Consider the following 23345-nt stretch of genomic DNA (forward strand, 5'->3'; position numbering starts at 1 on the left):
CCGGTTTCGGTTCCAACGAGCGGGGATGACGTGGTCAGCAAGGACTTGAATCAGGGCGACCGCCCACGGCCGGGGATCGGGTCGCTGATCTCTCTCGGCTTGGTGGTCGTCGGCTTTATCTCAGGCGGATGGTCGGGCGGGCTGGTGATGATCGGCCTGGTCATGCTGCTTGCTGCGCTGGCGGGGCTCTTCTTCAAGCGGGGCCCATTCGTCGCCGAGCCTCGGCAGGCCGTCAAGGGGATCGCGGCCATCGGTGTCGTCGTGCTCCTGGCGGGCGGGGCTATCGGGGCGCCGACTGAAGCCGAGACGGACACGGCCGGCACCGCATCCAAGGCGGCCGAGAAGTCGGCCGCTGCGGAGGCGAGGGCGCAGGCCGACGCCGCGGAGCTGGCCGAGGAGGAGGCGATCCAGGCGGCTGAGGCTGCTCTAGCCGCAGAGGACGAGCAGGTCAACACCGGTGGGGTGGCCGTAGGGGCGTCCCTGGCCGATGAGGCGACCGCGCAGGCAGTTGCTTCCGCAGGCGAGACCACCGCGCTGGCCGCGCTCGCCGCGATCGAGGTGAAAGGCCGCGCACCCCGCACGGGTTACGACCGCGACCTGTTCGGCTCCGGGTGGCTGGACACCGACCGGAACGGCTGCGACACCCGCAACGACGTCCTGAAGCGCGACCTCCAGGCCGAGACCTTCAAGCCGGGCACCCGCAGCTGCGTGGTGCTGACCGGCACCCTTGCCGACCCGTACTCGGGGAAGACCATCGCCTTCCAGCGTGGGCAGGACACGAGCTCGGACGTGCAGATCGACCACGTGGTGGCGCTGTCGGACGCCTGGCAGAAGGGCGCGCAGCAGCTCGACGAGAGCCGCCGACGCGCGTTCGCCAACGACCCGCTGAACCTGCTCGCCGTCGACGGGCCGCTGAACATGCAGAAGGGCGACGGTGACGCGGCGACGTGGCTGCCGCCGGCGCGCGGCTACCGGTGCGAGTACGTGGCCCGGCAGGTGGCGGTGAAGGCCACCTATGCGCTGTGGATGACGCAGGCGGAGAAGAACGCGATCGCGACGGTCCTGTCGTCGTGCCCGGAGCAGCGGCTCCCGGCCGGGGTCGTCGTCGATGTGCCGGAGCGCCAGCCCGCGGCCCCGCCGGCGCCCGCCCCGGCACCGGCACCGAAGCCGTCGCCGAAGCCCGCGCCGGTGCCTGCCCCGCTTCCTGCTCCCGTGCCCGCACCCGCTCCAGCGCCGCCTGCTCCGGCCCCGGTGGGCAACCCGGGCGACTCGAAGAACTGTAGCGACTTCTCGAGCCACGCCCAGGCCCAGGCCTGGTACGAGACCTACTTCCCGGCGTACGGGGATGTGGCTGGCCTCGACGGCAGCGACCAGGACGGTCTGGCCTGCGAGAGCCTTGGCTGATCTCTGCACTGCTCCAACACGGAAAGGGCCCCACCCCCGAGCAGGGGGTGGGGCGTTCGTGCTATCGGTGGCGCTGCGGCCGGCGGCTACCGGACCTGCGTGGGGGGGTGACGTAGCCGCGGGGCGGGTGACCTCGCCGACGATGTCATCGTGCCGGGCCCTGAGGGTTGCGCACCGGCTTGTCCACAGGCGGCGCGCTTGCGCAGCCCCCGCGTTCGATCAGGCGCCGGGCGTTGGCGGGCGCAGGATCAGGTGCTCGCCGGACGGGCGTGCGTCCTCAGGGCGGGCAGGTCCCGCGATAGGCCCGTAGAGGTTGAGGATCCCAGCGATCTGGCTGGCGGGATACACGTCCGTACCGGGGCCTTCGGCGTCCGAGTGGTTGAGCTCGATGTAGCACCAGCCGTCCTCGAGGCGGATCCGGCACGACTGGTAGCCGATCGGTCGATCGGACAGTGGGTTGGCGATGTACACCTGGCCGGTGTTGTAGATCGCTCCGGGCTGCAGGTTGCTGAGATCCATGCCTCGACCTTAGGAGACGGGGGCGTCTCGGGGTCGCCCGAAATGGTCGTGCGGAGCGCTGTAGGAGTGCTGAGCCTCGGTCAGACGTTCCCACTAGCATCCCCGGCGACGGCGAGAGGAGGCCCGACCATGCCCACCGAGCTGGAGCAGATGAGCGTCAAGGAGATCCGAGACGCCGCCGAGGAGATGGCTCGGGAGGTCCTCGACGAGTTCTGGCGCGAGCGTTTCATCCCCGTCGACCCCGTGCAGATCGCACGCGACATGGGGGTGGAGGTCTTCTCCGCGGAGCTGGGCAACGACGTCCTCGGGCTGATCTTCGGCAGCGACAAGGGCACCCAGATCTATATCGACCGAGACCAGCCGGCCGCCCGCTACCGCTTCACCGCGGCCCACGAGCTCGGACACTACGTCGACCACGCCGAGGGCCCGGGCACCGCAGCCGAGATGGACTACGTCGACCGTCGGTCCGACGTCGACCGGGGCAACCCGCGGGAGGTCTACGCGAACCACTTCGCCGGTGCCCTGCTGATGCCGGAGCCGGAACTGCGCGCCGAGCGAGCGCGTGGCCGGAACGACGTGCAGATCGCCGCGCACTTCGGGGTATCTCTCGCCGCCGCGCAGTACCGGCGGCAGCTGCTGAAGGCATGACGGAAGACCTCCCCGACCCGTTGCGAGACGACGAGCAGGAGGCGCCCGCGGGCGGTGCTCGCCGCCTCGCGAAGAACGCCAGTGACGTCAGCCCCGCGGCCAAGGCCCCGCAGAAGGGCGATGTGGTCGAGCCGCCCAACTACGAGGACCCCACCGCGGGCGGCGCTCGGTTCCTCGGGCACCTGCTGCAGCGGTCACCGTTCTTCGACTACTTCTGCCAGGTGGCGGAAGCCAGTTACGAGGGCAAGAACTCTCAGCCGAAGGTCCGGAAGGCGCAGACCGACCACAAGTGGCTGTACCGCTTCTGCACCGTCGCCGACATGACCCTGAGGGTGATCGTCGTCGCGCTCATCCTGCTCTTCATCTTCGCAGTCGCGTTCAAGACGCTCTGGCCGCTCGTCACGCCTGCGGGCCCGGGCGCCTGACCGTTCGCGCCGTAGTCGCTCGGAGCGCCCCCTCTGGGCGAGTCAGGGACCGACTGGCCGACGCCACCACATGGAGTAGACGACCCCGGTCCAGCGGTGTGATCCCGGCTTCTCGAAAAGCATGGTCACCGTGCTACCGCTCAGGAGCTCCCACCCGGCCGCGGCCCACTCGTCGAGGTGCGCCTGCATCACTCCTGGTTCTGGTGACCGCAACTCGCTGAGGCGGTACTGCCATGAGGTGTTGTCGGTCACGGCCGCAGGCTAGCTAGCGGCCGGCCTCCGTGGGTGACGTCAGGATGCCGTACGGGGCCGCTTGAGGCACAAGGTCCACTTCTTGTGCGCACTCCACCATGGGCACGCGGGTAGTGGCCTGTCAGAAGCGCCGGCGGCGGACACCCGACTCGACGCAGGACGAGCAAGTGTCGATGAACACGGCCCCCGTGGGTTCGCGACCCTGATGGGTCATGCAGAAGGCGCGACCACAGGTGGAGCAGCGGCCGAGGGCCAGCACGCCGCAGGCCTCACCGCGGAAGTCGACGGCGCAATCGGCTGGCATCCCGCCAGCATGGCCGTTGGCGGCCCCTTAGGGCGACTCCGCTTCGGCGGGTGGCGGCCTGATGCGGCGCGCTCAAGGATGGGGGCATGACCCTCGAACAGCTCGGCCTGGGCCCGGTCGTGATCATCGAGTCGCTGCAGGTTGATACGACGAGCGGGATGCGCATGTCCAGCCACATTCGCGCCTGCTTCGCTCCAGGGTGGCTGTACATGGAGACCCGACCACAGGGCGAGCCGACGGTCGAGGTAATCCCCGCCCACCGGGTACTGCACGCAGGTGGCGTCCGCCCAGCCTGATGACCCCCTCCGGGCTACTCCCGCGACACCGTCTCTGTCTGCCGGACCCGCTCGCCGTCGGCGGTGTTGAGGGACAGGGCCAGCTCGTAGGTGCCGGCCGGGAGGTCGGCTGCGAGCGTGCCATCGGCGACTTGCGCGGTCACGGCGACGGCGGCGACGACGTGCCCCGCGCGGTCGCCGCCCTGTCCCAGCCCTCCACGCCGACGGTGCCGCGCCGGCCGGCTCGGTCGAGCTGGCCAAGGCCATTCGCGGGAACCGGGCGTTCGTCGACCAGTCACTCAGGTCTGAAGACCCTTGTCGGCGGCGACGTCATCCACACCGTCCTCCGCCGGGGGGAGTCGACGTCCCGTCGCGTGCACCGCTTCGACGACTCCGGGGCCGAGTTCGCCCGGATGGTGCGTAACCGCAGTCGGCGACGCTGTGCAGGACACCTCCGGAGTCGAGGTGCGACAGATCGCTGCCTACAGGTCAGGTACCGACGTCGCTCACGTGGGCTGCTTCGTGGTGCGCTTACGCGAGGGGTCGTTTACCTGAGCGAGCGTCGTCGAAGGGCGTCGTGGGGGCCCCGATGGGCTCCGACGCCCTTGTGGCGAGTTCACGTAGTCGCCTGGTCAGGTGACGGCTTGGCCAAGCGCCGCCACAGTGGCCTCAGCAGGCCAGACTTGTCACTGGAAAGCCAGAGACTCCGCCGAGACGACAGGGAGAGGGAGGTGACTCGACGTGGCTGACGACGAGCTGGGACTGCACATCAAGGGCGCCGTGGGCTTCATCGACGCCACCGCACTAGCAGCAGGTCTGACCGCCCTGCTGCGCCTCCTTGGCGACCCGCCGGCAGCAGGTGAGGACAGCGCCGCCCCGGTGTGGGCGGTCAGCCTCCTGCGGACCGGCAGCCTGGACGTTGCCGTCCGCCCTGGAGGTGCGGTCACGCGCGAGTCTGTCGAGCGGCTCCAGCTGGTCCGCCGCGGTATCGGCTCGCTCCACGAGCGAGCGGGCGCACCGGCCGGGTGGAATCAGGAGGATTTGCGCAACCTGCTGAGGATCGGTGACATCGTCGGTCTGCAGGGCGTCGAGGCTGTGGACATCATCATCGATCGGCAGCGCCCGGACGACTGGATCACCTTGAGTGGCTCGGTGCTGAACCACGCTCGGGAGTCGCTCAGTGAAACCGAAGTGTCCTTCGGCTCTGTCCGGGGGCGCATCGACCGCTATCTCTCTCGCGGAAACCGGCGTGAGGTCGGCCTGACCGACGAGTCCAGTGGCCGCCCTGTGCGGGTCTGGTATCCCGAGTCCTTGCAGGCGCGGATGGTGGCCGCCATCGAGCGGGACGTGGTGATCTGGGGCGAGGTGCGTCGCAACACTGCTGGCCACAAGACCTCGATCCGCGCTGAGGATCTCGAGCTCGTTGAGCGGCGCCCGCCTGAGCCTGCTCGAGCACTCGTCGGGATGTTCGATCCCGACTGGACAGACGGCATAAGCAACGACGAGTGGTTGCGGCTTCAGCGCGGTGGCTGACGTCCGCCGTGTCTGCGTGGACACCTCCGTCTTCCTGTCCGTGTTCGCGCGCGAGACGGATCCGGCCGGGCGACTGGAACCGAGCCTGTGGGTGCTGGAGGCTGCCCAGGCGGGGCAGCATGAGCTTGTCATCGCCGCATCCGTGATCGCTGAGATCGGAGGAGCGCCGGTCATGCGGCCGCCGGCCAAAGCTGACGCTGCTCGTCGGGCGGCCAGCATTGCTCGGTTCGAACAGTGGGTAACCGACAACCGCTTCCTGGTCGTCGACGTCGACCAGCGGCTGGCCACCCAGGCAGCTCGGCTGGGGCAGCAGCACCAGTTGAGCGGCGGCGATGCCTGCGTGCTAGCGGCGGGCCTGGCGACGCGCTGCTCGACGCTGTACACCTGGGACAAGGACTTGCTCAAGCTCAACGTGCTAGGTGCCCTGCACTGCCAGCGACCGCAGATGCTCACAGCAGTTCAGGGCGAGCTGTTCTCGCCACGGGAGACGTCCGAGGGCGCGCCGCGCCCGGACGGGAGCGAGGGGCAATAGCGCTACGGCGCTTGGCCGAGGCGCGGCACGTCTACGGTCGTCAATCCGGGACCCGCCGCCGTCTGAGTCCCCGCCGGACCGTGGGACCGGCGGGGGCTCAGTTCGGCTCTGGCTCCACCCACTCGCACAGCTGGTTGGTGCAGACCTTCGGCACCCACATGGGGGCAGTGAAGCTGCTGTCGAGCACCGGAGCCGAACCGGAGTGCAGGGGCCGGACCCGACTGTTGCACTGGGGGCAGCGTCCGTCCCGCACCGGTTCCGTCGTCGCCATGCCCCTGACCGTACCGAGAAGCGTCAGCCGGGGCCTGCGAGTCCAGATGGGGCTGCGCCGCCCCCGCCCTGCTCGCCTGAGCCTTCCGCCTGTTGTGCGTCCTGCGCCTGGCGCCAGCGTGCCTGGGCCTCCTTCACCTCGGCCTCGAGTTCCTCGTGCTGGCGGCGGCGCTGTTCGCGCTGCTGCAGCAGACGCTGGTCGATCGCGTCAGCGTCCCGCACGTAAGCCGCCAGCCCGCCGTTGCCGCGGTACTTGAAGCTGGCCACCGTCTTGCTGAGCTCGCGCAGCGCGGTGGCCGCCTCGTGCATCCCGTAGGTGATCAGCCACGTGCTGTCGGAGAAGTCGTCCCAGTCGATCACGGACGGCGTCGGCGGAAGGGACTTTCCCTGGCTGTCCCGGTAGCTCACCACGGCCTCGTGCCGGCTGACCAGCTTCTCTGCCTGGGCGCGGTTGGAGCCGAGATCCCAGAAGGTCCTCCACTCCTGCCCCGGCACGAGCACCGGCAGCTGCTTCGGCAGCGCCACCTCCTCCGGTGGCTCGTCGGGTCGGCCCGACCGGAGCAGTGGTGGCGTCACCGTCAGCGTGACGTCACGAGCGACGGTCGTCCCGAAGTTGCGGACGACGATGTCCAGCCCCTGGTCATGCCCGGGTGTGCGTTCGGCGAAGCAGACCACGTAGGGCTGTGCCTGCTCCAGGCGCAGACGCCGGGCCTCGCGGAGCTGACGCCAGGCAACGAACCCGGCTGCGAGGGCGATCAGCGCCGTGGCGTTCGTCCCGAAGGCGGCCCAGTCGTTCGGCGTCCAGGCGGCGAAGTCGGGACCCCACGGGCTCATGCGCTCTCCCTCCCTCGAAACGTGGCCGCGGCGGTGACCGCTGCTCGTCTTGCGCCCCCCGGAACCGCTGTGTAGATCATCGTGGTGTTCACGTTGGCGTGCCCAAGCAGCTCCTGGACGGCCCGGTAGTCCCGTTCGGCGGCGTAGGCGGTGCTGGCGAACCGGTGCCGCAGCGTGTGCGGCGTCCAGTGGTCGGCCAGGCGCTCCCGCATGACCTTGCCCAGGTGCGCCGGCGTGACGTGCCCGCCGCGGCCGTTGGGGAACAGCCAGCCCCGCGGCCGGGCCGCCAGCCGCTCGCCCAGCTCGAGCGGCAGCGGGACGTCCCGGGCGACGCCTCCCTTCCCCAGGACGCGCAGCCACCATCCGTCCGGTCGCTGCACCAGGTCCTCGGTGCGGACGCGAGCGATCTCCGACCGGCGCAGGCCAGCGACGGCGCCGAGCTCGATGGCGTCCGCCTGGCGCCCCTCGGCCCCGTCCAGCGCGGCGAGGATCACCGCATCCGGCACCGGCCTGGGCAGTGCCCGGGGGTGGCGCACCGCGGGCAGCTCCGCCGACGGGTCGGCGGTGATGCGGCCGGTGGCCACGCCCCACCGGTAGAAGGCCCGCAGGCTCTGCCGGGCCACCCGCAGCGCAGCAGGGCCAACCCGGAGTGACCCCATCCAGCCGGCGAGGTCGTCCAGCTGTAGATCCCACGGCCCCCACTGCGGGTGCGCACAGGCCAGCCGGCGCAGGACATAGGTCCGCTGCCGGATCGTCTGCTGGCTCTGCCCGGACGCGCCCAGCCAGCTCGCCCACGACGCCAGCTCTGCAGACCAGATCGTGGCCGCTGGCTGCCGCACCAGAGCAGCGTGCCGGTCCGGGGTGGGCGTCCGGTCCGTCCACCCTTTCGTCACGGCGAACTCGTAGAACAGCCGGAGGGTTCGCAGCCACGTGCCGCGGGTCTGCCGCGACCACGGCTGCTGGTCGGCGTAGGCCTCCAGCCGCTCCGCGGTCACGTCCCACGGGCAGCCGGCGAAGGCGTGGGCAGCGCGCCGGACCGAGCGCATCCGGTCGCGGATGGTGCCGTCCGCGAACCCATCGGCGCGCAGTCGGGCCTCCCAGCTCGCGATCGGCTCCCGCCAGCGCTCCGGGAGCGGCCTCGCGGTCATCGACACGGCGCACCGCCACCGGTGATCTCGTCTGCCCGGTCGGCCGCCCTCGTCAGCAATGCTGCGAAGGCACGCGCCTGCTCGGCAGTGAGGCCGTGCAGCCGCTTCCCGTCCTGAAACTCGTTCACCCCGGCATCGATGAAGAGCTGGCCGAGCACGCGGCCGTCGGCGTGGAGCTCCTCCTCGGCCAGGAGGTAGGCCCAGACCGGTGCATCCGGCGCCGGGGCGACCGTGGCCTCGTGGTACCGGATCGGCAGGCCGGTGTCGATCACGGTCTCCCACTCGTCGAGGTGGTGGCCGCTGTACTCGCACCAGGCCGGGCAGTCCGCGGGCTGCGCATCCGCCGGAGCTGGCTGGCTCATCGCTCGCCGCCCGAAGGCGCCGGCAGGGACGGCACGGGGCCGATGTCGCCGGTGCTCTCGGCCGCTGCGTCGAGCAGCAGCGGCGCCAGCGCCTCGGCGGCCGACCAGGACAGCGTGACCGTCCCGGTGGCGGTCACCAGCTCGATCCGGGCGTCGTAGCCGGGCTGCTGCCGGAGCTCAACGAGCAAGTCGCCGGCGGCCGCCGGCACGTAGCCGACGATCCAGGCGCACTCGCCCTGGTGATCGCGGGTCATGCACCAGTCGCTGTGTCGCTCGTCAGGGTGGCGACGGGCAGCGCTGACCTCAGTAGCGTCGTCCATGGGTCTCTCGTCCTTCTAGGGAGGGTGAGGGATCAAGGCCTCGTCTCGGTCTTCCACACCGAGGCGGGGCCGTCTTGCATCTTGTCCGGCCGGCGGTGGGGTGTCCACTGGTCCGCAGCGAGTCCGCACAGAGTCCGCAGACTTGCCACACACCAGCACATGCCGCCAACGGTTCCGATGGACGAAACCGCAGCTCAAAGGCTTGCGTCACCTTTTCCCAACGGTCCCCAACGGAACGGCACGAGTTCGCGATGTACTACGACATCTGATCCCGAGCGCTGACACCGCGGCCCCCGACCTTCCCGAGGTCGGGGGCCGCGGTGCGTCCGGGCAGCGCATCGCCCGGGCCGGACGCGGGGCCGTAGCCGGGGACCGCTCGGCGGCGTAGCGTCCGCGGCCTCAGGCGGATGCGCACCCGGCGGCCCTCGCCCGCCGCGCGGTGCCCGTCCCGGTCACGGGGGGTCGTGTCGTGGGGTTTGCACGTCGCAGCACGCTGGCGGTCGGGAGCGTCGTCGCGCTGCTCACCTCGTCCGCCGCGGTGACCCTCGCCGCCGGCGCGGAGCCCGGCGACTGCCCGGCGGTGGCGATCGTCGGTGCGCGTGGCTCCGCGGAGAGCGTCACCACGGCCAACCGCGGGATGGGCACGAACACCGACTACTTCGCCGACGGGCTCGAGCGCGAGCTCCGGGCCAGGCACGGCAGCGGGCTGTCGATCGCGAACCTGCCGGTCACCCACTCCCCCACGGCGGCCGGCGTGCTCACCCCGACCCGGAGCGAGCTCACCGCGCTCGCCGATCCCGCCCGGCGGGCCGCCGCGATGGACCGCTACGAGACCGAACGCCTCGGCGCGTACAGCCGCAGCGTCGACGCGGGCGTGTCGTCGGCCGTCGACCAGATGGTCGGACTGCACACCCGGTGCCCGGGCGCGACGTTCGTCCTGGCCGGCTACTCCCAGGGCGCCATGGTGCTGCACCGGGCGCTCGCCCGGCTCGCGGACGACGGTCGCACGGCGCTGCTCGACCGGGTCACCGCCGCCGTCCTCGTCGCCGACGGCGACCGGGTGGGCCAGACCGCCGCCACCCGCCTCGGGACGGCGCTCCCGGGCGCCCAGGGGGTGCGCACGGTCCTGCAGCCCCCGGGGCGCGACGTCGCGGCGGCGCCGCGGGTGTTCGACCTGTGCCTCACCCGGGACGTCGGCTGCGACTTCGACCCGGTGCGCCTCCTCCAGCGCGGCGTCAGCCCGTCGCTGTCCGCGCTCAAGGAGGCGACGGCGGTGCACACCGGCACCGGGTACCGACCGCTCCTGCTGCAGACCGCCCGGGAGATCGCCGCCTCGATCCAGGTCGGCCCCACGCCGACCCCGACGACCACCACTCCCACGACCACCACGTCGCCGACCACGACGCCGCCGACCACCACGTCGCCGACCACCACCTCGCCGACCACCACCTCGCCGACCACCACGACGAGCCCGACGACCACGACGAGCCCGACGACCACGACGCCGACCACCACCTCCAGCCCGACCACGACCAGCCCGACCACGACCAGCCCGACCACGACCAGCCCGACCACGACCAGCCCGACCACGACCCCGCCCCCGGCGAACGGGGCGGCGCTCGCCGCCTTCCGCGCGGCCCGCGCCGACAGCGCCGCCGGGCGCGGCCCGCTCGACGTGGTCGTCGTGGGCGACTCGGTCGCCGAGGGCCGGGACGTCGGCAAGGGCAACCGGTGGGTCGACAAGCTGCTGGGCCTCCTGCGGCAGCGCTACCAGCCGGCCGGCGTCGCCGGCGGCGAGGGCTACGTGCCGGCCTACTACGCCGCCGGGGGCATGGTCGACCGCTTCACCCTCGCCGGGGCGTCCACGCTCGGCTCGCAGTACGGCCTCGGCATGCGCGCGAACCACATGCCCTCCGGCGCCGGCAACTCCATGACCACCAGCTTCACCGGCACCTCCTTCGAGCTGCACTACGCCAGCAGCCTCAACACCGGGACGATCACCGTCTCGGTCGACGGCGGCCCGGGCACGCCGGTCGCGACCGCCGGCGGCGGCAGCACCCCCAGCGACGGGGGCAGCTGGACGTCCCCCGCGCTCCCGCGCGGCACGCACACGGTGACGCTCACCAACACCAGCGGCCGGACGGTGCTCGTCGAGGGCATCAGCGTCTACGACGGCGACGAGGCCGCCGGCGTCCGGCTGTGGGAGGCCGCGCACTCGGGGTGGCAGGCCGAGGACTACGCCAACCGGCCCACCGCGGCGCAGCACGGCCAGGCCGTCGCGCACGCCGCGCCGCACCTGGTCGTGGTGGCGCTGGGCTACAACGACGTCGTCGCCGGGTTCACCGCGGCCCAGTTCCGCGACTACCTCACCGCGACGATCGGCCACCTCCGCAGCCCCGAGGTCGGCCCCGACCCGTCGGTGCTGATCGTCGGGTACCCGCCGCGCACCGATGTGCCCGCCGCCGCCTGGCAGGCCTACGTGCAGACCATGGCCGACGTCGCGGCCGCGCAGGGCCACGCGTTCGCCGATCTGTCGGCGCTGCCGGACTTCGGCATGTCCGCCGACCGCGTGCACCCGACGGCGGCCGGGCACACCCAGCTCGCCGAGGCGATCGACCGCTTCCTGGCCGCTGCCTGACCCGCCGGCCCGACCCGGGCGGCTGAACGGTCGCGCGCGATCCGGGTGTGCACGACCGGACGCCGGGTAGGGCCCGGGGGTCTCGAAGGCCGCCGTCGGGCGCCGCGCCCGGACGGGCGCCACCCCGCCTCCGGCAGCCCTCCCCCCGGTCGCCGTCCGCGCCTGCACGTCTGCGCAGCCGGCCGCCCGACAGACAGGAGCGACCATGCGAGCCGTCGTCTACCGCGGACCGAAGAACGTCACCGTCGAGGAGGTCCCGGACCCCACGATCCAGTCCCCCACCGACGCGATCATCCGGATCACCACCACCAACATCTGCGGGTCGGACCTGCACATGTACGAGGGCCGCACCTCCGTGGAGGAGGGCAAGGTCCTCGGCCACGAGAACATGGGCGTCGTCGAGGCCGTCGGCGAGGGCGTGGACCGGATCGCCGTCGGCGACCGGGTGTCGGTGCCGTTCAACATCGCCTGCGGCACCTGCCGCAACTGCACGACCGGGTGGACGTCGTTCTGCCTGCGCGCCAACCCCACCGAGGGCATGGACGGCGCCGCGTACGGCTACGCCAACATGGGCCCCTACGACGGCGGGCAGGCGGAGTACCTGCGGGTGCCGTGGGCGGACGTCAACCTGCTGCACCTGCCCGAGGGAACCGAGCACGAGAACGACTTCACGATGCTGTCGGACATCTTCCCCACCGGCTGGCACGGCGTGGAGCTCTCCGGATTCCAGGTCGGTGACCGGGTGGCCGTCTTCGGCGGCGGACCGGTCGGGCTCATGGCCGCGCACAGCGCGATGATCCGCGGCGCCTCGCAGGTCTTCGTGGTCGACAAGGAGACCGACCGGCTCGCCCTGGCGGAGAAGTTCGGCGCCACGCCGATCGACTTCAGCGCCGCCGACCCGGTCGAGCAGCTGATGGACGCCACCGGTGGCCGCGGCGTCGACCGGGGCGTCGAGGCCGTCGGCTACCAGGCCCACGACGCCACCGGCGAGGAGCACCCCGAGCTGGTGCTCGACAACCTGGCCCAGGTGGTCCGCTCCACCGGCGGCATCGGCGTCGTCGGCGTCTACATGCCGCAGGACCCGGGCGCGACCAGCGACCTGGCCAAGGAGGGTCGGATCCCCTGGCAGTTCGGCACCTTCTTCACCAAGGGGCAGTCCATGGGCACCGGACAGGCACCGGTGAAGCGGTACAACCGGCAGCTCCGCGACCTGATCGTCGCCGGCCGCGCCAACCCCGGCCTCATCACCTCCCACGAGCTGGGCCTGGACCAGGCCGTCGAGGGCTACCAGCACTTCGACGACCGCGACAGCGGCTGGACCAAGGTGCTGCTGCACCCCGGCGGCTGACCGCCTCCCGTACGGACGACGCCGCCCCCTCCGGATGCTCTCCTGAGGGGGCGGCGTCGTCGTCCGTGCGGACCGGTTCAGCGCAGCCGGACCGGGCCCGCGTCGATCGGGGTGCGGAAGAGCACGTAGGGCTTGCGGCGCTGGTCCTGCCCGCCGCGGTACTTGTCCTGCCGGTACAGCTGGTTGGCCGTGACGTACAGGTGCCCGTCGGCGGCCACCGACATCGTGTCCGGCCACAGCAGCCGCGGGTCGTGCACCACGGTCTCCCAGCTGCCGTCGGGCAGCCGGCGGTGGATGGCGTCATGCTCGCCGTCGGTGACGTAGAGCCGGCCCTGGTCGTCGGTCTCCAGGCCGTCGCTGACGCACCCCTTGTCGCCCTCGTCCACCACGGTGGCCGCGACCGCGTCGTCGTCGACGGACCGGTCGGTGAGCGCGTCGACCGAGACGCTGTACCAGCGGCGGCCGGCCATCGGGCACCAGAACAACCGGCTGCCGTCGGCGGTGATGGCGATGCCGTCGGCGCCCATGCAGATCGGGGAGGTGCTGCCGTCCTCGGCCCGCTCGATGAACTCCTGGCCCTCCACGACCATCCGCAGGTCCGGCGGAGGCACCGCCTTGGTGGCGGGGTGCTCGTGCAGCCGCCGCCAGCTCTCCCCGGTGGCCAGGTCCACCACGATGATCGCGTTCGGCCCCTGGTCGGAGGAGTCGGTGATGTACGCCGTCCCCGCCGCCCCCCGGCGCAGGTCGAACCGCACGTCGTTGAGGTACGTCGTGGGCAGCGCGACGTCGGTCGGGAACACGATGGTCTGCACCACCTGGTCGGTCGCCAGGTCGACGCAGACCAGCTTGGGCCCGCCGTGCTCGGTGGGCTGGAACATCGGGCTGCCGGTGTCCAGCAGCCACAGCCGGTCGGCCGGGTCGACGACGATGCTCTGCACCGACACCAGCCGCTCGGCGTCCGCATCGGACCGGTTGTCGTTGAGCTCCGGGGAGGGGAAGGCCACCATCTCGCCGTCCCGCAGCTCGCCGACGGTGAACCCGACGTCGTCGCCCCACTTGGGGTAGCAGATGAACACCCGGCCGGTGTGCGAGACGCTCACCCCGGTCGGCATCGCCCCCTCGAAGAGGTGCACGAACTCCAGCGACCCCAGCGTCTCCTCGGCAGGGACCTGCCCGCCCGCGCTCATGCCGCCGTGCCAAAGGCGCGCCGGAAGTGCTGAGCCGCCTCCTGCTGGGCCTGCTCGGCCTTGTCCAGCACGGCGGCGGCGCCGAAGAACTCGTGCATGACGCCCTCGTAGTACCGGTGCGTGGTGGGCACGCCGGCGGCCTCCAGGTCGCGGGCGAACTGCTGGCCCTGGCTGCGCAGCACGTCGCGCTCGTCGGTGATGACCAGCGTGGGCGGCATGAGCGCCCGCTGCGCCGGCGTCCAGTCCAGCAGCGCGATCCGCGGGTCCTGCGCCGCCTCCGGCTTGCCCTCGAAGGCGTGCATCGCCATCCACGACAGCAGCGGCCGGTTCAGCGGGCGGGCGTCGGCGGCGTCCTCCATCGACTCGCCGAACTGCTCGCCGGTGGTGAGCGGGTAGACGCAGACCTGCGCGAGCGGCACCGGCTGGTCGTTGGCCGCCAGCGTCAGCGCGGTCGCCGGCGCCATGTTCCCGCCGACGGACTCGCCGCCGATGGCCATGCGGGCCGGGTCGCCGCCGAGCACCGCGGCGTTCTCCCGGACCCAGGTCCAGGCGGTCAGGACGTCGTCGTGCGAGGCCGGGAAGACCGCCTCCGGGGCCCGCCGGTAGTCGGGGGTGACCACGATCGCCCCGGTCTTGTTGCACAGTCCGCGGCAGGAGTCGTCGTAGTGGTCGTCGATGTCGAACAGCACCCAGCCGCCGCCGTGGATCCACATGATGATCGGCAGCGCGCCGGGCCAGGTGCCGGCGGGCTTGTAGACCCGCAGCCGCTGCTGGCCGCCCGCGCCGTCGGGGATCAGCACGTCGTCGACGGAGCCGACCGGCTCGGGGCCCTCGATCCCCCGCTCGGCCATGACCTTCTGGACGGCCGCCTTGGGGCCGGGCTGCTTGCGCGCCTGGTCGGGGGTGAGGATCTCGAACGGCAGCGGGCCGAGCGAGGAGTGCGCGTCGACGATCGCCTGCGCCTGCGGGTCGAGCAGCCCGGAGGGGTCGGTGGCGCCCTCCTTCTGCTTCCCCGACAGCATGTCGCGGACCTGGTCCACCGGCTTGGCGAGGAAGCCGGCGATCCGCTCGGCGATGCCCTCGTCGGGGGCGTGCGGGTGCGGCCGGGTGGGCGCCTGGCGCTTGGCCGCCAGGAACTCCTTGCCCAGCTCCGCCATGCGCTCGGGTCCGGCCTTGGACCGGAACTCCGGCAGCTCCTCGCCCTCCTCGTCCTGGACGTGGTGCCGGACCAGGCCGATCAGGTCGCTCAGCGCCTGCTCGAACTCGGTCTCCCCGGGCTCGGTGCGGCCCAGGACGACCAGCAGCTCCTTGATCCGCTGGTGCTCGTGCTCGGCGTCCTCGTGCTCGTCGGTCATGCCGATCTCGGGCCAGATCGGGTAGAGCACCGTCTCCTCGGCGAACGCGTGCAGCCCGAGCTGCAGCGAGATCTGGTCGACCAGCACCCGCCGGTTGCCGCGGCCGGCCTCCAGGTGCTGGAACTGCCGCTCGACGGCGGCGTGGTCGTCGGCGATGAGGTGGTCGATGTCGCCGGGCTGGGTCGGGTACGTCAGGGCCACGGGAGCCTCCGGAGTCCGGTCGCGCACGGTCTGGTCCCCCACCGCCTACCCGCCCGCTCCGGCACGAACACGACCGCCCCCGATGTTCAGGTGCGGAACGACGTGACGTCCTCCGGCCGGGACCCGGTGACCAGCCCGACGGCCGCCTCGACGGCGCCGTACACCGCGAGCGCCACGGTGATCACCAGGGCCGGGGGCAGGACCACCGGGGCGGCCAGCAGCGAGATGGCGAGCACCCCGGGCGCGCTGCGCCACCAGCCCGCCCCGCGCACCGGGTCGCCGAAGGCGCCCCAGCGCACCGCGCACCACATCAGCCACCGGCGGACCACCGGCACGCCGCTCTCCCGCATCACCCGGCGGAAGAGGCCGTCGGCCTCCCGGGCGGTGACCGCACCGCTGGCGATCCCGACCGTGCACAGCCAGTCGTGCAGGATCGCCGCGGCCGTGTAGCGGCCGAACCGCGGCACCAGCCAGACCACCACCCGCGGCACCGTCGCGAAGTCGGTGGGGAACCCGGCGGGCACGACGAACCGGTCCCGCGCTCCGTGGTAGACCAGCGGCTCCACGACCGCCCACCACTCGTCGTCCAGCCGCCGGACGACGACGGGCCCGGACTCGAACGGCACCCCGGCCGGCTCCGGTCGCCCTCGCCCCGCGCTCAGCGCAGCACCCGGTCGGCCGGCGCGTCCGCCTGCGGCCGGTCCCTGCTGGGCAGCCTGCGGTCGACGAACCGGGACAGCTGCACCGTCCACCAGGTGCGGGCGAGCAGGTGGGCGCGGCGCCGCGACGAGGTCACGCCCGGATCATGCCTGGCCCGCCGTCCCCGCCCAGGAGCGGCCGGTTACCGGGCCGGCGACGCGCCGCGGGAGGTGTCAGACCAGCGGGGCGGCCGCGAAGCGCAGCGAGTCCATCATCGCGTCGAGCACCGCGACGTCCCGCTCGTGGTCGGACCCGGGCAGCCCCACGGTGCTGGCCACGAGGACCTCGCCGGAGGGGAGGTCGACGACGTAGCTGGTGATCGGCGTCCCCACCGGGTAGAGCCCCGGCCCGCTCACCTGCTCGACGCGGACCGCCGTCCGCCCGCCGACGTCCACGGCGTCGGACGCCGTCACGTCGGGCCAGGGCTGAACCATCTCGTCGGCGGGCCGCACCGCGAAGGTGATCGCGGCGGTGCGCACGTCGGAGGCCTCGGGCACGGTGAACGCCGCGGCGTCGAACCAGCTGCACGGCGGCACGACCGCGCCGGAGTTGACCGACCAGTCCGCCGGGTAGACGACCTCGAAGCCCGCCGGGTTCTCGCAGCCGGCGGTCCGCCCGGTGGCCACCTGGTCGGCCAGCGCACCCACGTCCGCCACCTGGGGCGCCGGAGGTGCGCCCACGGCGGCGGGATCGCCCGCGGTGGAGGCGCAGCCGGCCAGGAACAGCAGGGACGTCACGCCGGCGAGGAGGTGTCGCATGCTGCGTACCTGCTTCCTGACGGGGACCGGGTCGGCAGGAGGGGTAACCAGTTCCGCCGGATTCGGAACCTCGTGAACCGGATCGAGCTAGGGCCGCGACGGTCCGGGTGCCTCGCCGCGGCCGGTCAGCGGACCCGTTTCCGGACCGCGCGCGCCGCCCCGGCCCGGATCAGCCCGGCCGCCGAGGAGAGCCCGGCATCGAGCGCCCGGTTCACCGGCGGCAGCTCCCCGAGCCGGGCCACCCCGGCCCACCGCGGCACGGTGACCGTCCTCGACCGCGAGGCCTGCAGCACCTCGCCGACCCGGTCGGCCACCCGCTCGGGACCGATGCCGCGGGAGAGCCGGCCCCGGGCGTCGGCGTCGGTGAGCGGCGGGTGCCCGTGCCCGCGGGCCAGCCACTCGGTGGCCACGAAGAACGGGTTGACCGTGTGCACGCGCACCCCGCGCGCGACCACCTCCCGGCGCAGCCCCCGGGCGAAGCCCTGCACACCGGCCTTGGTGGCCGAGTAGACGGTGAGCGGTGGCACCTGGGACCAGGCGGCGACCGAGGACATGAGCACGACGTCGGCCCGCCCGCGCTCGGCGGCGGACCGGAGCAGGTGCGGCAGCGCGAGCCTGGTCAGCTCCACCACCCCCGTGAGGTTGAGCGCGACGATGCGCTGCACGGCGTCGGCCGGCATGTCCTCCAGCAGCCCGGCCCAGCCCTGCCCGGCGTTGTGCACGATCGCGTCCAGCCGGCCGTGCTCGGCCAGGACGTGCTCGAGGAGCGCGGCCCGGCCCTCCGCCTCGGCCACGTCGGCCACCGTCGCGCTGACCCCCGGCATGCTGCCGAACGCCTCCCGCAGGCGGTTCCCGTTCCGGGCGCAGGTCACCACCCGCGCCCCGTCCGACGCCAGCCGGACGACGGTGGCACGGCCGATGCCGGCGCTGCCACCGGTGACCAGGACGACGCGATCGAGCAGAGGGGTCATGCCCCGCTACTACCCGTGGGCGACATCCCATCCACGGGCGCATCGTTTGCGCGCCCGGTGGGCATGCTGGTGATCATGCGCCTTCCCGAGCCACGGGGCCCGCTCAGCGAGGCCCTCGTCTCCGACCTCGCCACCCGCACCGAGCTGTCGCCGGCGACGCTGGAGCAGGCCCGGCGGGCGGCCGCCGGCCCGGCGGAGGCCCTGACCGACGACGACCTCCAGCTCGCCCTCGCCGTCTGCTACGAGCTGCACTACCGCGGTTTCGACGGCGTCTCCGACGACTGGGAGTGGAACCCAGCGCTGATCGGGGCGCGGGCCGGCCTCGAGCGGCGGCACGAGGCGGCGCTGCGGGACCTGGTGGGCGACGTGCCGGTCACCGACGGGCCGATCGACCAGCAGCTGACGGCGCTGATCGCCGCCGACGACGGCCCCTCGCTGTCGTCCTACCTGTCCAAGCAGGGCTCGCTCGAGCAGTGGCGGGAGTACCTGGTCCTCCGGTCGGTGTACCACCTCAAGGAGGCCGATCCGCACACGTTCGCCATCCCGCGGCTGTCCGGGCGGGCGAAGGCGGCGATGGTGGAGATCCAGGCCGACGAGTACGGCGGCGGGTCCGCCGAGCGCATGCACAGCGAGTTGTTCGCGGGCCTGATGCGCGACCTCGACCTGGACGCCGGGTACGGCGCGCTCTGGGACGAGGCCCCGGCGGTCGCGTTCGCCTCGGTGAACACGATGTCCCTGTTCGGCCTGCACCGCCGTCGGCGCGGGGCGGCGCTGGGCCACCTCACCGCGGTGGAGATGACCTCGTCGGAGCCCAGCCGCCGGTACTCGGCCGGGCTGCGCCGCCTGGGCTTCGACGAGCGGACGACCGTCTTCTACGACGAGCACGTGGAGGCCGACGCCGTGCACGAGCAGATCGCCTCGGTGGACATGTGCGGCTCGCTGGTCGCCGAGGAGCCCGGGCTCGCCGCCGACGTGCTGTTCGGCGCGGCCACCTCCCTGGCCCTGGACGGGCTGGCGGCCACCCACCTGCTGGGCGCCTGGCAGGCCGGCCGCTCGGCCCTGCGCCCGCAGGCCGACCTGGCCGCCTGACAGCCTCGGGAGCATCGCAGGGAGGAACGAGCGAGGAGCGGACCGAGGCGCTGGAAGGCGGCCGATGCTCCCGCCGCCTGGGGATCAGCCGGCGGGCACCGGGTCCTCCCGGTCCCCCGCCGGCGCGTTCCGGCGGGTGATCGCCCAGCCGAAGACCGCCGCGACCGGGAACATCAGCACGCCGTAGACCGCGGCCGGCACCGCGAGCTCGACGCTGCCGAGGACGCTGATCGCCACGGCGATGGCCAGCGTGCTGTTGTGGACCCCGATCTCGAAGGAGCTGGCGACCGCCTGCGCGCGCCCGATGCCGAGCAGCCGCGGCACGAGGAACCCCAGGGTGAGGCTGCACAGGCAGAAGACCAGCGCCGGGAGCCCGACGTCGGCCAGGTAGGACCCCACGTTCTCCCGCTCCGCCACGATCGTCCCGAGGATCACCAGCGCCAGGACGACCGCCGACAGGATGCGCACCGGCTTGTCCATCCGGTCGGCGAAGGCCGGGGCGGACCGGCGCACCAGCATGCCCAGGGCGACCGGCACGAGCACGATCGCGAACACCTGCAGCGTCTTGCCGAACTGGAGCCCGAGCGTGCCGGCGTCCGGCGGGTCGAAGAAGCCGACCGCCAGGTTCGTGACCAGGGGCAGGGTGACCACCGCGATCACCGAGTTGATCGCCGTGAGGCTGATGTTCAGGGCGACGTCGCCCCGGTACAGGTGGCTGAACAGGTTCGCGGTGGTGCCGCCGGGCGACGCCGCGAGCAGCATCATGCCGACCGCCAGCAGCGGCGGCAGGCCGAAGGCCAGGACCAGCCCCAGGCACAGCGCCGGCAGGACCAGCAGCTGGAGGGCCAGGGCGACGACCACGGCCCGGGGCTGCCGGCCGATGCGGACGAAGTCCGCCGGGGTCAGGGCCAGCCCGAGGCCGAACATGACGACGGCGAGCGCCACGGGCAGCGCGACGGTGCTGAGCGAGGAGTCCACCGGACCTCCGATCGGGACCGGGCGCACGGGCGCGCCGCGGGGAACTGGTCCCCGCATCCTGCGCGATCCAGGTCACATCCCGGCACCCCCCGCGCCGGGGACCACCCGGAGGGGCGTCCGATGGAGTTCCGGCTCAACATGCACCGCTGCGGACCGAAACCTCTTCCGCGATCGGACCGCGCACCACGGGGCGCCCGGTCCCCGGGGGAGGGAGAGGGACGGCATGCGCAAGCGCGAGATGCGGCGGCTGGCGGAACCGGTGGAGCAGCCACGCGACGTCGAGGCGCTGGAGCGGGTGATCGCCGCGCTCGACGGGGAGGTCTCCACCGAGCTGGCGGCACACCAGCGGATCATGGCCGTGCTGGTCGACGCCCTGGGCCTGTGCTACGGCGGGGCCTGGCTGCCCGACGGCCGCGGCGGCTTCACGCTGCGGGTCGCCGAGGGCGCCGGCGCCCCCGCCATGGCCGCGACGATCCCCGCCGACGCCGCCCTGACGGAGGACGCCGGCTACGGCGGCGAGGCCCTGCGCCGGCGCACCCCGGTGCTCATGGACGCCGGCACCTCCACCGAGACCTGTGTGCGCTGGGCCACCGCCCAGGCCACGGGCGCCCGGCAGGGCTGCTTCCTCCCGGTGGTGGAGGGCAACCGCGTCACCGCCGTCCTGGAGTACTACAGCCGCGACGAGCTGCCGTTCTTCGGCGGCCGCGCCGAGAAGTGGCAGGTCCTCGGCCGGCTGATCTCGCACGCCCGGCGCAGCGCGCTGACCACCGCCGCCCTGCGGGAGACCCTCGACGACCGCGAGGCCGTCACCGTCGTCGTCGGCAAGGTCGGCGAGGCGCGCGACGAGCCGGAGGCGATCCGGGTCGCCCTGGACACGGTGCGCAGCGCCTTCGGCTGGGCGTACGGCTCCTACTGGGCACTGGACCAGGAGGCCGCGGTGCTGCGCTTCTCGGTCGAGTCGGGATCCGCCGGCGACGAGTTCCGGCAGGTCACCCTCGCGGCCAGCTTCGCCGAGGGCGTGGGCCTGTCCGGTCGCGCGTGGCGCAAGCGCGACCTGGTCTTCGTCCGCGACCTGGCCGAGGTCACCGACTGCGTGCGGGCCCCGGCCGCGCAGCGGGCCGGCGTGCGCTCGGGCGTCTGCTTCCCGATCGTCTGCGAGGGACGGGTCGTGGGCACCATGGACTTCTTCGTGACCGAGACGATCGACCTCTCCGAGTCGCGGTCCTCCGCGCTGCGCAACGTGCAGCAGCTGGTCTCCCAGCGGCTGGACATGCTCCGCCGGGCGGCGGCCGACCAGGCGAACTCGCGCGCGCTGCTGGAGACCGTCTCCCGGCTGCGCGAGGCGGCCGACGACGCCGGCCGGGTCGCCGAGAGCGCGGTCACGCAGGCGTCGTCGATGACCACCCAGGTGGAGGGGCTGGCCAGCGCCTCGGCCGCCGTCGGCGACGTCATCCGCATCATCTCCACGATCGCCGACCAGACCAACCTGCTGGCCCTCAACGCCACCATCGAGGCCGCCCGCGCCGGCGAGTCGGGCAAGGGCTTCGCCGTGGTCGCCAACGAGGTCAAGGAGCTGGCGCGCGAGACCGCGGCGGCGACCAGCAAGGTCTCCGAGCAGATCGCCGGGATCCAGGCCGGCACCGAGTCGGTGTCCTCCGGGATCAGCGCGACCAGCCAGGTCATCCAGCAGCTGGACGCCGTCCAGGCCCGCATGGGCGAGATCCTCGAGGAGCAGGTCCGGATGGCGCAGGCGTTCGACGCCGCCCGCTGATCCACCGGCCGCCGGGAGGCTCAGCCCTCCCGGCGGCCCTCCCGCAGGATCTGCGCCGCCGGTCGCGGCCGGCTGGGGGTGCTCGGTGCGGAGAACCCGGAGCGCTTGTGCGAGCCGTCGCAGAACGGCTTGATGCCCGACTTGCCGCAGCGGCAGAGGGCGATGGTCTCCCGGCCCGGATCGATCTCGGCGCCGTCCTGGTCGACCAGCCGGAAGTTCCCCCGGACCAGCAGCGGGCCGTCCCGGTAGGGCGTGATGGTGGCCCCGTCGGCGCGCCCGGCGGGCGCTTCTCCCCCGGCCTCGACGTCCTCCGGCAGCTCCGGCCCGACCGGCAGTGATCCCGACACGCCCCCAGCATGCCCTGGTGGCGCGGGGGCCCGCGCCGCCACCCCGGGTCAGGCCCCGGTGAACTCGAGGGTCTGCACCATGCGGTCCAGGACCTCGACGCTGGCCGAGTAGTCGAACTCGCGCAGGTCGATGGTGTTGACGACCAGCGTGCGCGGCCCCTCCTCGCCCCCACCGAGGTCGACGACGTAGCTGGTGCTCCGCACCCCTTCAGGCCACAGGCCCTCACCCGCGGAGACGCGCTCGATCCGCACCGCGGTGCGGCCGTCGACCACGGTCTCCTCCCGGCTCAGCTCCTCGGCGGCGCCCGGGGCCACGACGGCCTCGAACGGGATCGACTCGACCGAGGCGGTGATCGCTCCCACCCGGGCGTCGGTGCCGGCCGGCACGGTGAACGGCTCGGGGGCGAACCGCGTGCACGCGGGCACGGTCAGCCCCGAGTTGACCGACCACGACGCCGGATAGGCGACCGAGAAGCCGGCCGGGCTCTCGCAGCGCTGCGACAGCGCCGCGGCCGGAGCCGGCTCCTCCGCGAGCAGGTCGACCACGAGCCGCTGCGGCGAGCTCAGCGCACCCACCGCGAACGGTCGCTCCCGGTCCAGCCCGGCGAAGAAGGTGTAGCGGCCCTCCACCAGGGTGTCCTCGACCAGCGTGTCGAGCACGTTCGCACCGGCCACGGTCAGCGGGGATCCGCCCTCCCAGGGCTGCACGCCGTCGGGGGCATCGCCCGGCAGCGCGATGTTGGTCAGCGTGATGCCCAGGGCCGCCCCACCGGGCACCTCCACCGGACCTCCCGACCCCTGCGACCGCGGCTGCTCGGTGTAGCCGACCTCCCAGCCGGGGTCCCCCTCGCCGGCGAACCGGAAGACGACCCGGTCGAAGCCGTCGTGGGCAGCGAGCTCCACCTCGGTGAGCGCCACCGGCGGCCCGTTCCCCGGGACGTCGGCCTCGGCGGTGCTCCCGTCGCCCACCGGTTGCGCCGCACCCGGTCCGTCGTCCGGAGTCGGGCCGGCCGGGTCGTCCTCCCGCTCGGTCGCGGTCGGCGACGACGGGGTGGGGACGGCCTCGGGCGAGGTGCTGTCGTCCGTCGTGCACGACGTGAGGAGGAGCAGAGCGGCGCAGACTCCGGCACCGGCGAGGCGCATCGCACGTCCTGACATGGGCTCGGGGACAGGGCTC

The 23345-nt window shown here is 73.0% G+C and carries 26 protein-coding genes; 10 read left to right on the forward strand and 16 right to left on the reverse strand.

Annotated elements, in window-relative coordinates; translation table 11 throughout:
- The first annotated feature begins 30 nt into the window (after window positions 1-30).
- Window positions 31-1404 carry an HNH endonuclease family protein gene (locus BD833_RS07820; RefSeq protein ID WP_243737521.1) on the forward strand — a complete coding sequence of 458 codons (1374 nt, stop codon included), beginning with the start codon at window positions 31-33 and terminating at the stop codon, window positions 1402-1404.
- A gap of 219 nt (window positions 1405-1623) precedes the next feature.
- On the opposite strand, the gene BD833_RS07825 is transcribed toward BD833_RS07820, so the two are convergent.
- Window positions 1624-1923: a hypothetical protein gene (locus BD833_RS07825; RefSeq protein ID WP_166532570.1), complete on the reverse strand. Its 300-nt coding sequence runs from the start codon at window positions 1921-1923 to the stop codon at window positions 1624-1626.
- 129 nt (window positions 1924-2052) lie between these two features.
- Here BD833_RS07825 and BD833_RS07830 point away from each other — a divergent pair, with 129 nt between their 5' ends.
- Complete coding sequence (locus tag BD833_RS07830; protein ID WP_166532571.1) at window positions 2053-2571, forward strand: ImmA/IrrE family metallo-endopeptidase; 519 nt, start codon at window positions 2053-2055, stop codon at window positions 2569-2571.
- Entirely contained in the window at window positions 2568-2996 is a 429-nt protein-coding gene (locus tag BD833_RS07835; protein WP_166532572.1) for a hypothetical protein, read from the forward strand. Before BD833_RS07830 ends, BD833_RS07835 begins: the two co-directional genes overlap by 4 nt.
- A gap of 42 nt (window positions 2997-3038) precedes the next feature.
- Here the strand turns inward: BD833_RS07835 and BD833_RS07840 are convergent, their stop codons facing one another.
- Entirely contained in the window at window positions 3039-3248 is a 210-nt protein-coding gene (locus BD833_RS07840; protein ID WP_166532573.1) for a hypothetical protein, read from the reverse strand.
- Between the two features lie 390 nt (window positions 3249-3638).
- On the opposite strand from BD833_RS07840, the gene BD833_RS07845 reads away from it, so the two are divergent.
- A complete protein-coding gene (locus BD833_RS07845) occupies window positions 3639-3848 on the forward strand; it encodes a hypothetical protein (RefSeq protein ID WP_166532574.1) in 210 nt (69 codons plus the stop codon).
- A gap of 14 nt (window positions 3849-3862) precedes the next feature.
- Here BD833_RS07845 and BD833_RS23210 read toward each other — a convergent pair whose 3' ends face one another.
- On the reverse strand, window positions 3863-3991 hold the full coding sequence (locus tag BD833_RS23210; RefSeq protein ID WP_279536005.1) for a hypothetical protein: 129 nt from the start codon (window positions 3989-3991) through the stop codon (window positions 3863-3865).
- Window positions 3992-4568: 577 nt separating this feature from the next.
- Here BD833_RS23210 and BD833_RS07850 point away from each other — a divergent pair.
- Window positions 4569-5360, forward strand: a complete 792-nt coding sequence (locus tag BD833_RS07850) for a hypothetical protein (protein ID WP_166532575.1) — start codon at window positions 4569-4571, stop codon at window positions 5358-5360.
- A gap of 16 nt (window positions 5361-5376) precedes the next feature.
- Complete coding sequence (locus BD833_RS07855; RefSeq protein ID WP_166532576.1) at window positions 5377-5892, forward strand: type II toxin-antitoxin system VapC family toxin; 516 nt, start codon at window positions 5377-5379, stop codon at window positions 5890-5892.
- A gap of 294 nt (window positions 5893-6186) precedes the next feature.
- On the opposite strand, the gene BD833_RS07860 is transcribed toward BD833_RS07855, so the two are convergent.
- The 4 genes from BD833_RS07860 to BD833_RS07875 all read right to left on the reverse strand — a co-directional run bounded on the left by BD833_RS07860 (window position 6187) and on the right by BD833_RS07875 (window position 8760).
- Window positions 6187-6996 carry a hypothetical protein gene (locus BD833_RS07860; RefSeq protein WP_166532577.1) on the reverse strand — a complete coding sequence of 270 codons (810 nt, stop codon included), beginning with the start codon at window positions 6994-6996 and terminating at the stop codon, window positions 6187-6189.
- Window positions 6993-8144, reverse strand: a complete 1152-nt coding sequence (locus BD833_RS22655; RefSeq protein ID WP_208092422.1) for a tyrosine-type recombinase/integrase — start codon at window positions 8142-8144, stop codon at window positions 6993-6995. Before BD833_RS22655 ends, BD833_RS07860 begins: the two co-directional genes overlap by 4 nt.
- Window positions 8141-8416 (reverse strand): hypothetical protein, encoded by a 276-nt coding sequence (locus BD833_RS07870; protein ID WP_166532578.1) that lies wholly within the window; start codon window positions 8414-8416, stop codon window positions 8141-8143. Before BD833_RS07870 ends, BD833_RS22655 begins: the two co-directional genes overlap by 4 nt.
- A gap of 86 nt (window positions 8417-8502) precedes the next feature.
- Window positions 8503-8760 carry a hypothetical protein gene (locus BD833_RS07875; RefSeq protein WP_166532579.1) on the reverse strand — a complete coding sequence of 86 codons (258 nt, stop codon included), beginning with the start codon at window positions 8758-8760 and terminating at the stop codon, window positions 8503-8505.
- A gap of 535 nt (window positions 8761-9295) precedes the next feature.
- Here BD833_RS07875 and BD833_RS07880 point away from each other — a divergent pair.
- The gene (locus BD833_RS07880; RefSeq protein WP_166532580.1) at window positions 9296-11464 is read left to right on the forward strand and encodes a cutinase family protein; all 2169 of its coding nucleotides are present in this window, start codon (window positions 9296-9298) and stop codon (window positions 11462-11464) included.
- A gap of 205 nt (window positions 11465-11669) precedes the next feature.
- A complete protein-coding gene (locus BD833_RS07885) occupies window positions 11670-12812 on the forward strand; it encodes a glutathione-independent formaldehyde dehydrogenase (RefSeq protein WP_166532581.1) in 1143 nt (380 codons plus the stop codon).
- A 77-nt stretch (window positions 12813-12889) separates the two neighbouring features.
- Here BD833_RS07885 and BD833_RS07890 read toward each other — a convergent pair whose 3' ends face one another.
- The 6 genes from BD833_RS07890 to BD833_RS07915 all read right to left on the reverse strand — a co-directional run bounded on the left by BD833_RS07890 (window position 12890) and on the right by BD833_RS07915 (window position 17983).
- Complete coding sequence (locus BD833_RS07890) at window positions 12890-13999, reverse strand: L-dopachrome tautomerase-related protein (RefSeq protein ID WP_166532582.1); 1110 nt, start codon at window positions 13997-13999, stop codon at window positions 12890-12892.
- Window positions 13996-15555 (reverse strand): alpha/beta hydrolase fold domain-containing protein, encoded by a 1560-nt coding sequence (locus tag BD833_RS07895; protein ID WP_166532583.1) that lies wholly within the window; start codon window positions 15553-15555, stop codon window positions 13996-13998. Before BD833_RS07895 ends, BD833_RS07890 begins: the two co-directional genes overlap by 4 nt.
- Window positions 15556-15641: 86 nt before the next feature.
- Entirely contained in the window at window positions 15642-16181 is a 540-nt protein-coding gene (locus BD833_RS07900; protein WP_166532584.1) for a DUF1353 domain-containing protein, read from the reverse strand.
- A 32-nt stretch (window positions 16182-16213) separates the two neighbouring features.
- A complete protein-coding gene (locus tag BD833_RS07905) occupies window positions 16214-16351 on the reverse strand; it encodes a hypothetical protein (RefSeq protein WP_166532585.1) in 138 nt (45 codons plus the stop codon).
- A 76-nt stretch (window positions 16352-16427) separates the two neighbouring features.
- Complete coding sequence (locus BD833_RS07910; protein ID WP_166532586.1) at window positions 16428-17012, reverse strand: hypothetical protein; 585 nt, start codon at window positions 17010-17012, stop codon at window positions 16428-16430.
- Window positions 17013-17137: 125 nt separating this feature from the next.
- Window positions 17138-17983, reverse strand: coding sequence for an SDR family NAD(P)-dependent oxidoreductase (locus BD833_RS07915; RefSeq protein ID WP_166532587.1), 846 nt, complete (start codon window positions 17981-17983; stop codon window positions 17138-17140).
- A gap of 75 nt (window positions 17984-18058) precedes the next feature.
- On the opposite strand from BD833_RS07915, the gene BD833_RS07920 reads away from it, so the two are divergent.
- Window positions 18059-19072: an iron-containing redox enzyme family protein gene (locus BD833_RS07920; RefSeq protein ID WP_166532588.1), complete on the forward strand. Its 1014-nt coding sequence runs from the start codon at window positions 18059-18061 to the stop codon at window positions 19070-19072.
- A gap of 84 nt (window positions 19073-19156) precedes the next feature.
- Here BD833_RS07920 and BD833_RS07925 read toward each other — a convergent pair whose 3' ends face one another.
- Window positions 19157-20050 (reverse strand): bile acid:sodium symporter family protein, encoded by an 894-nt coding sequence (locus BD833_RS07925; protein WP_166532589.1) that lies wholly within the window; start codon window positions 20048-20050, stop codon window positions 19157-19159.
- A gap of 223 nt (window positions 20051-20273) precedes the next feature.
- Between BD833_RS07925 and BD833_RS07930 the strand changes: the two genes are divergently transcribed.
- A complete protein-coding gene (locus BD833_RS07930) occupies window positions 20274-21821 on the forward strand; it encodes a methyl-accepting chemotaxis protein (protein ID WP_166532590.1) in 1548 nt (515 codons plus the stop codon).
- Between the two features lie 20 nt (window positions 21822-21841).
- Here the strand turns inward: BD833_RS07930 and BD833_RS07935 are convergent, their stop codons facing one another.
- Together BD833_RS07935 and BD833_RS07940 are read right to left on the reverse strand one after the other, a co-directional pair.
- Window positions 21842-22168 (reverse strand): CDGSH iron-sulfur domain-containing protein, encoded by a 327-nt coding sequence (locus tag BD833_RS07935; RefSeq protein ID WP_208092423.1) that lies wholly within the window; start codon window positions 22166-22168, stop codon window positions 21842-21844.
- Window positions 22169-22216: 48 nt separating this feature from the next.
- Window positions 22217-23311 carry an AMIN-like domain-containing (lipo)protein gene (locus tag BD833_RS07940; protein ID WP_166532591.1) on the reverse strand — a complete coding sequence of 365 codons (1095 nt, stop codon included), beginning with the start codon at window positions 23309-23311 and terminating at the stop codon, window positions 22217-22219.
- Window positions 23312-23345 lie beyond the last annotated feature (34 nt).

It is taken from the genome of Blastococcus xanthinilyticus, assembly GCF_008124835.1.
GTDB classification, from domain to species: Bacteria; Actinomycetota; Actinomycetes; order Mycobacteriales; family Geodermatophilaceae; genus Blastococcus; species Blastococcus xanthinilyticus.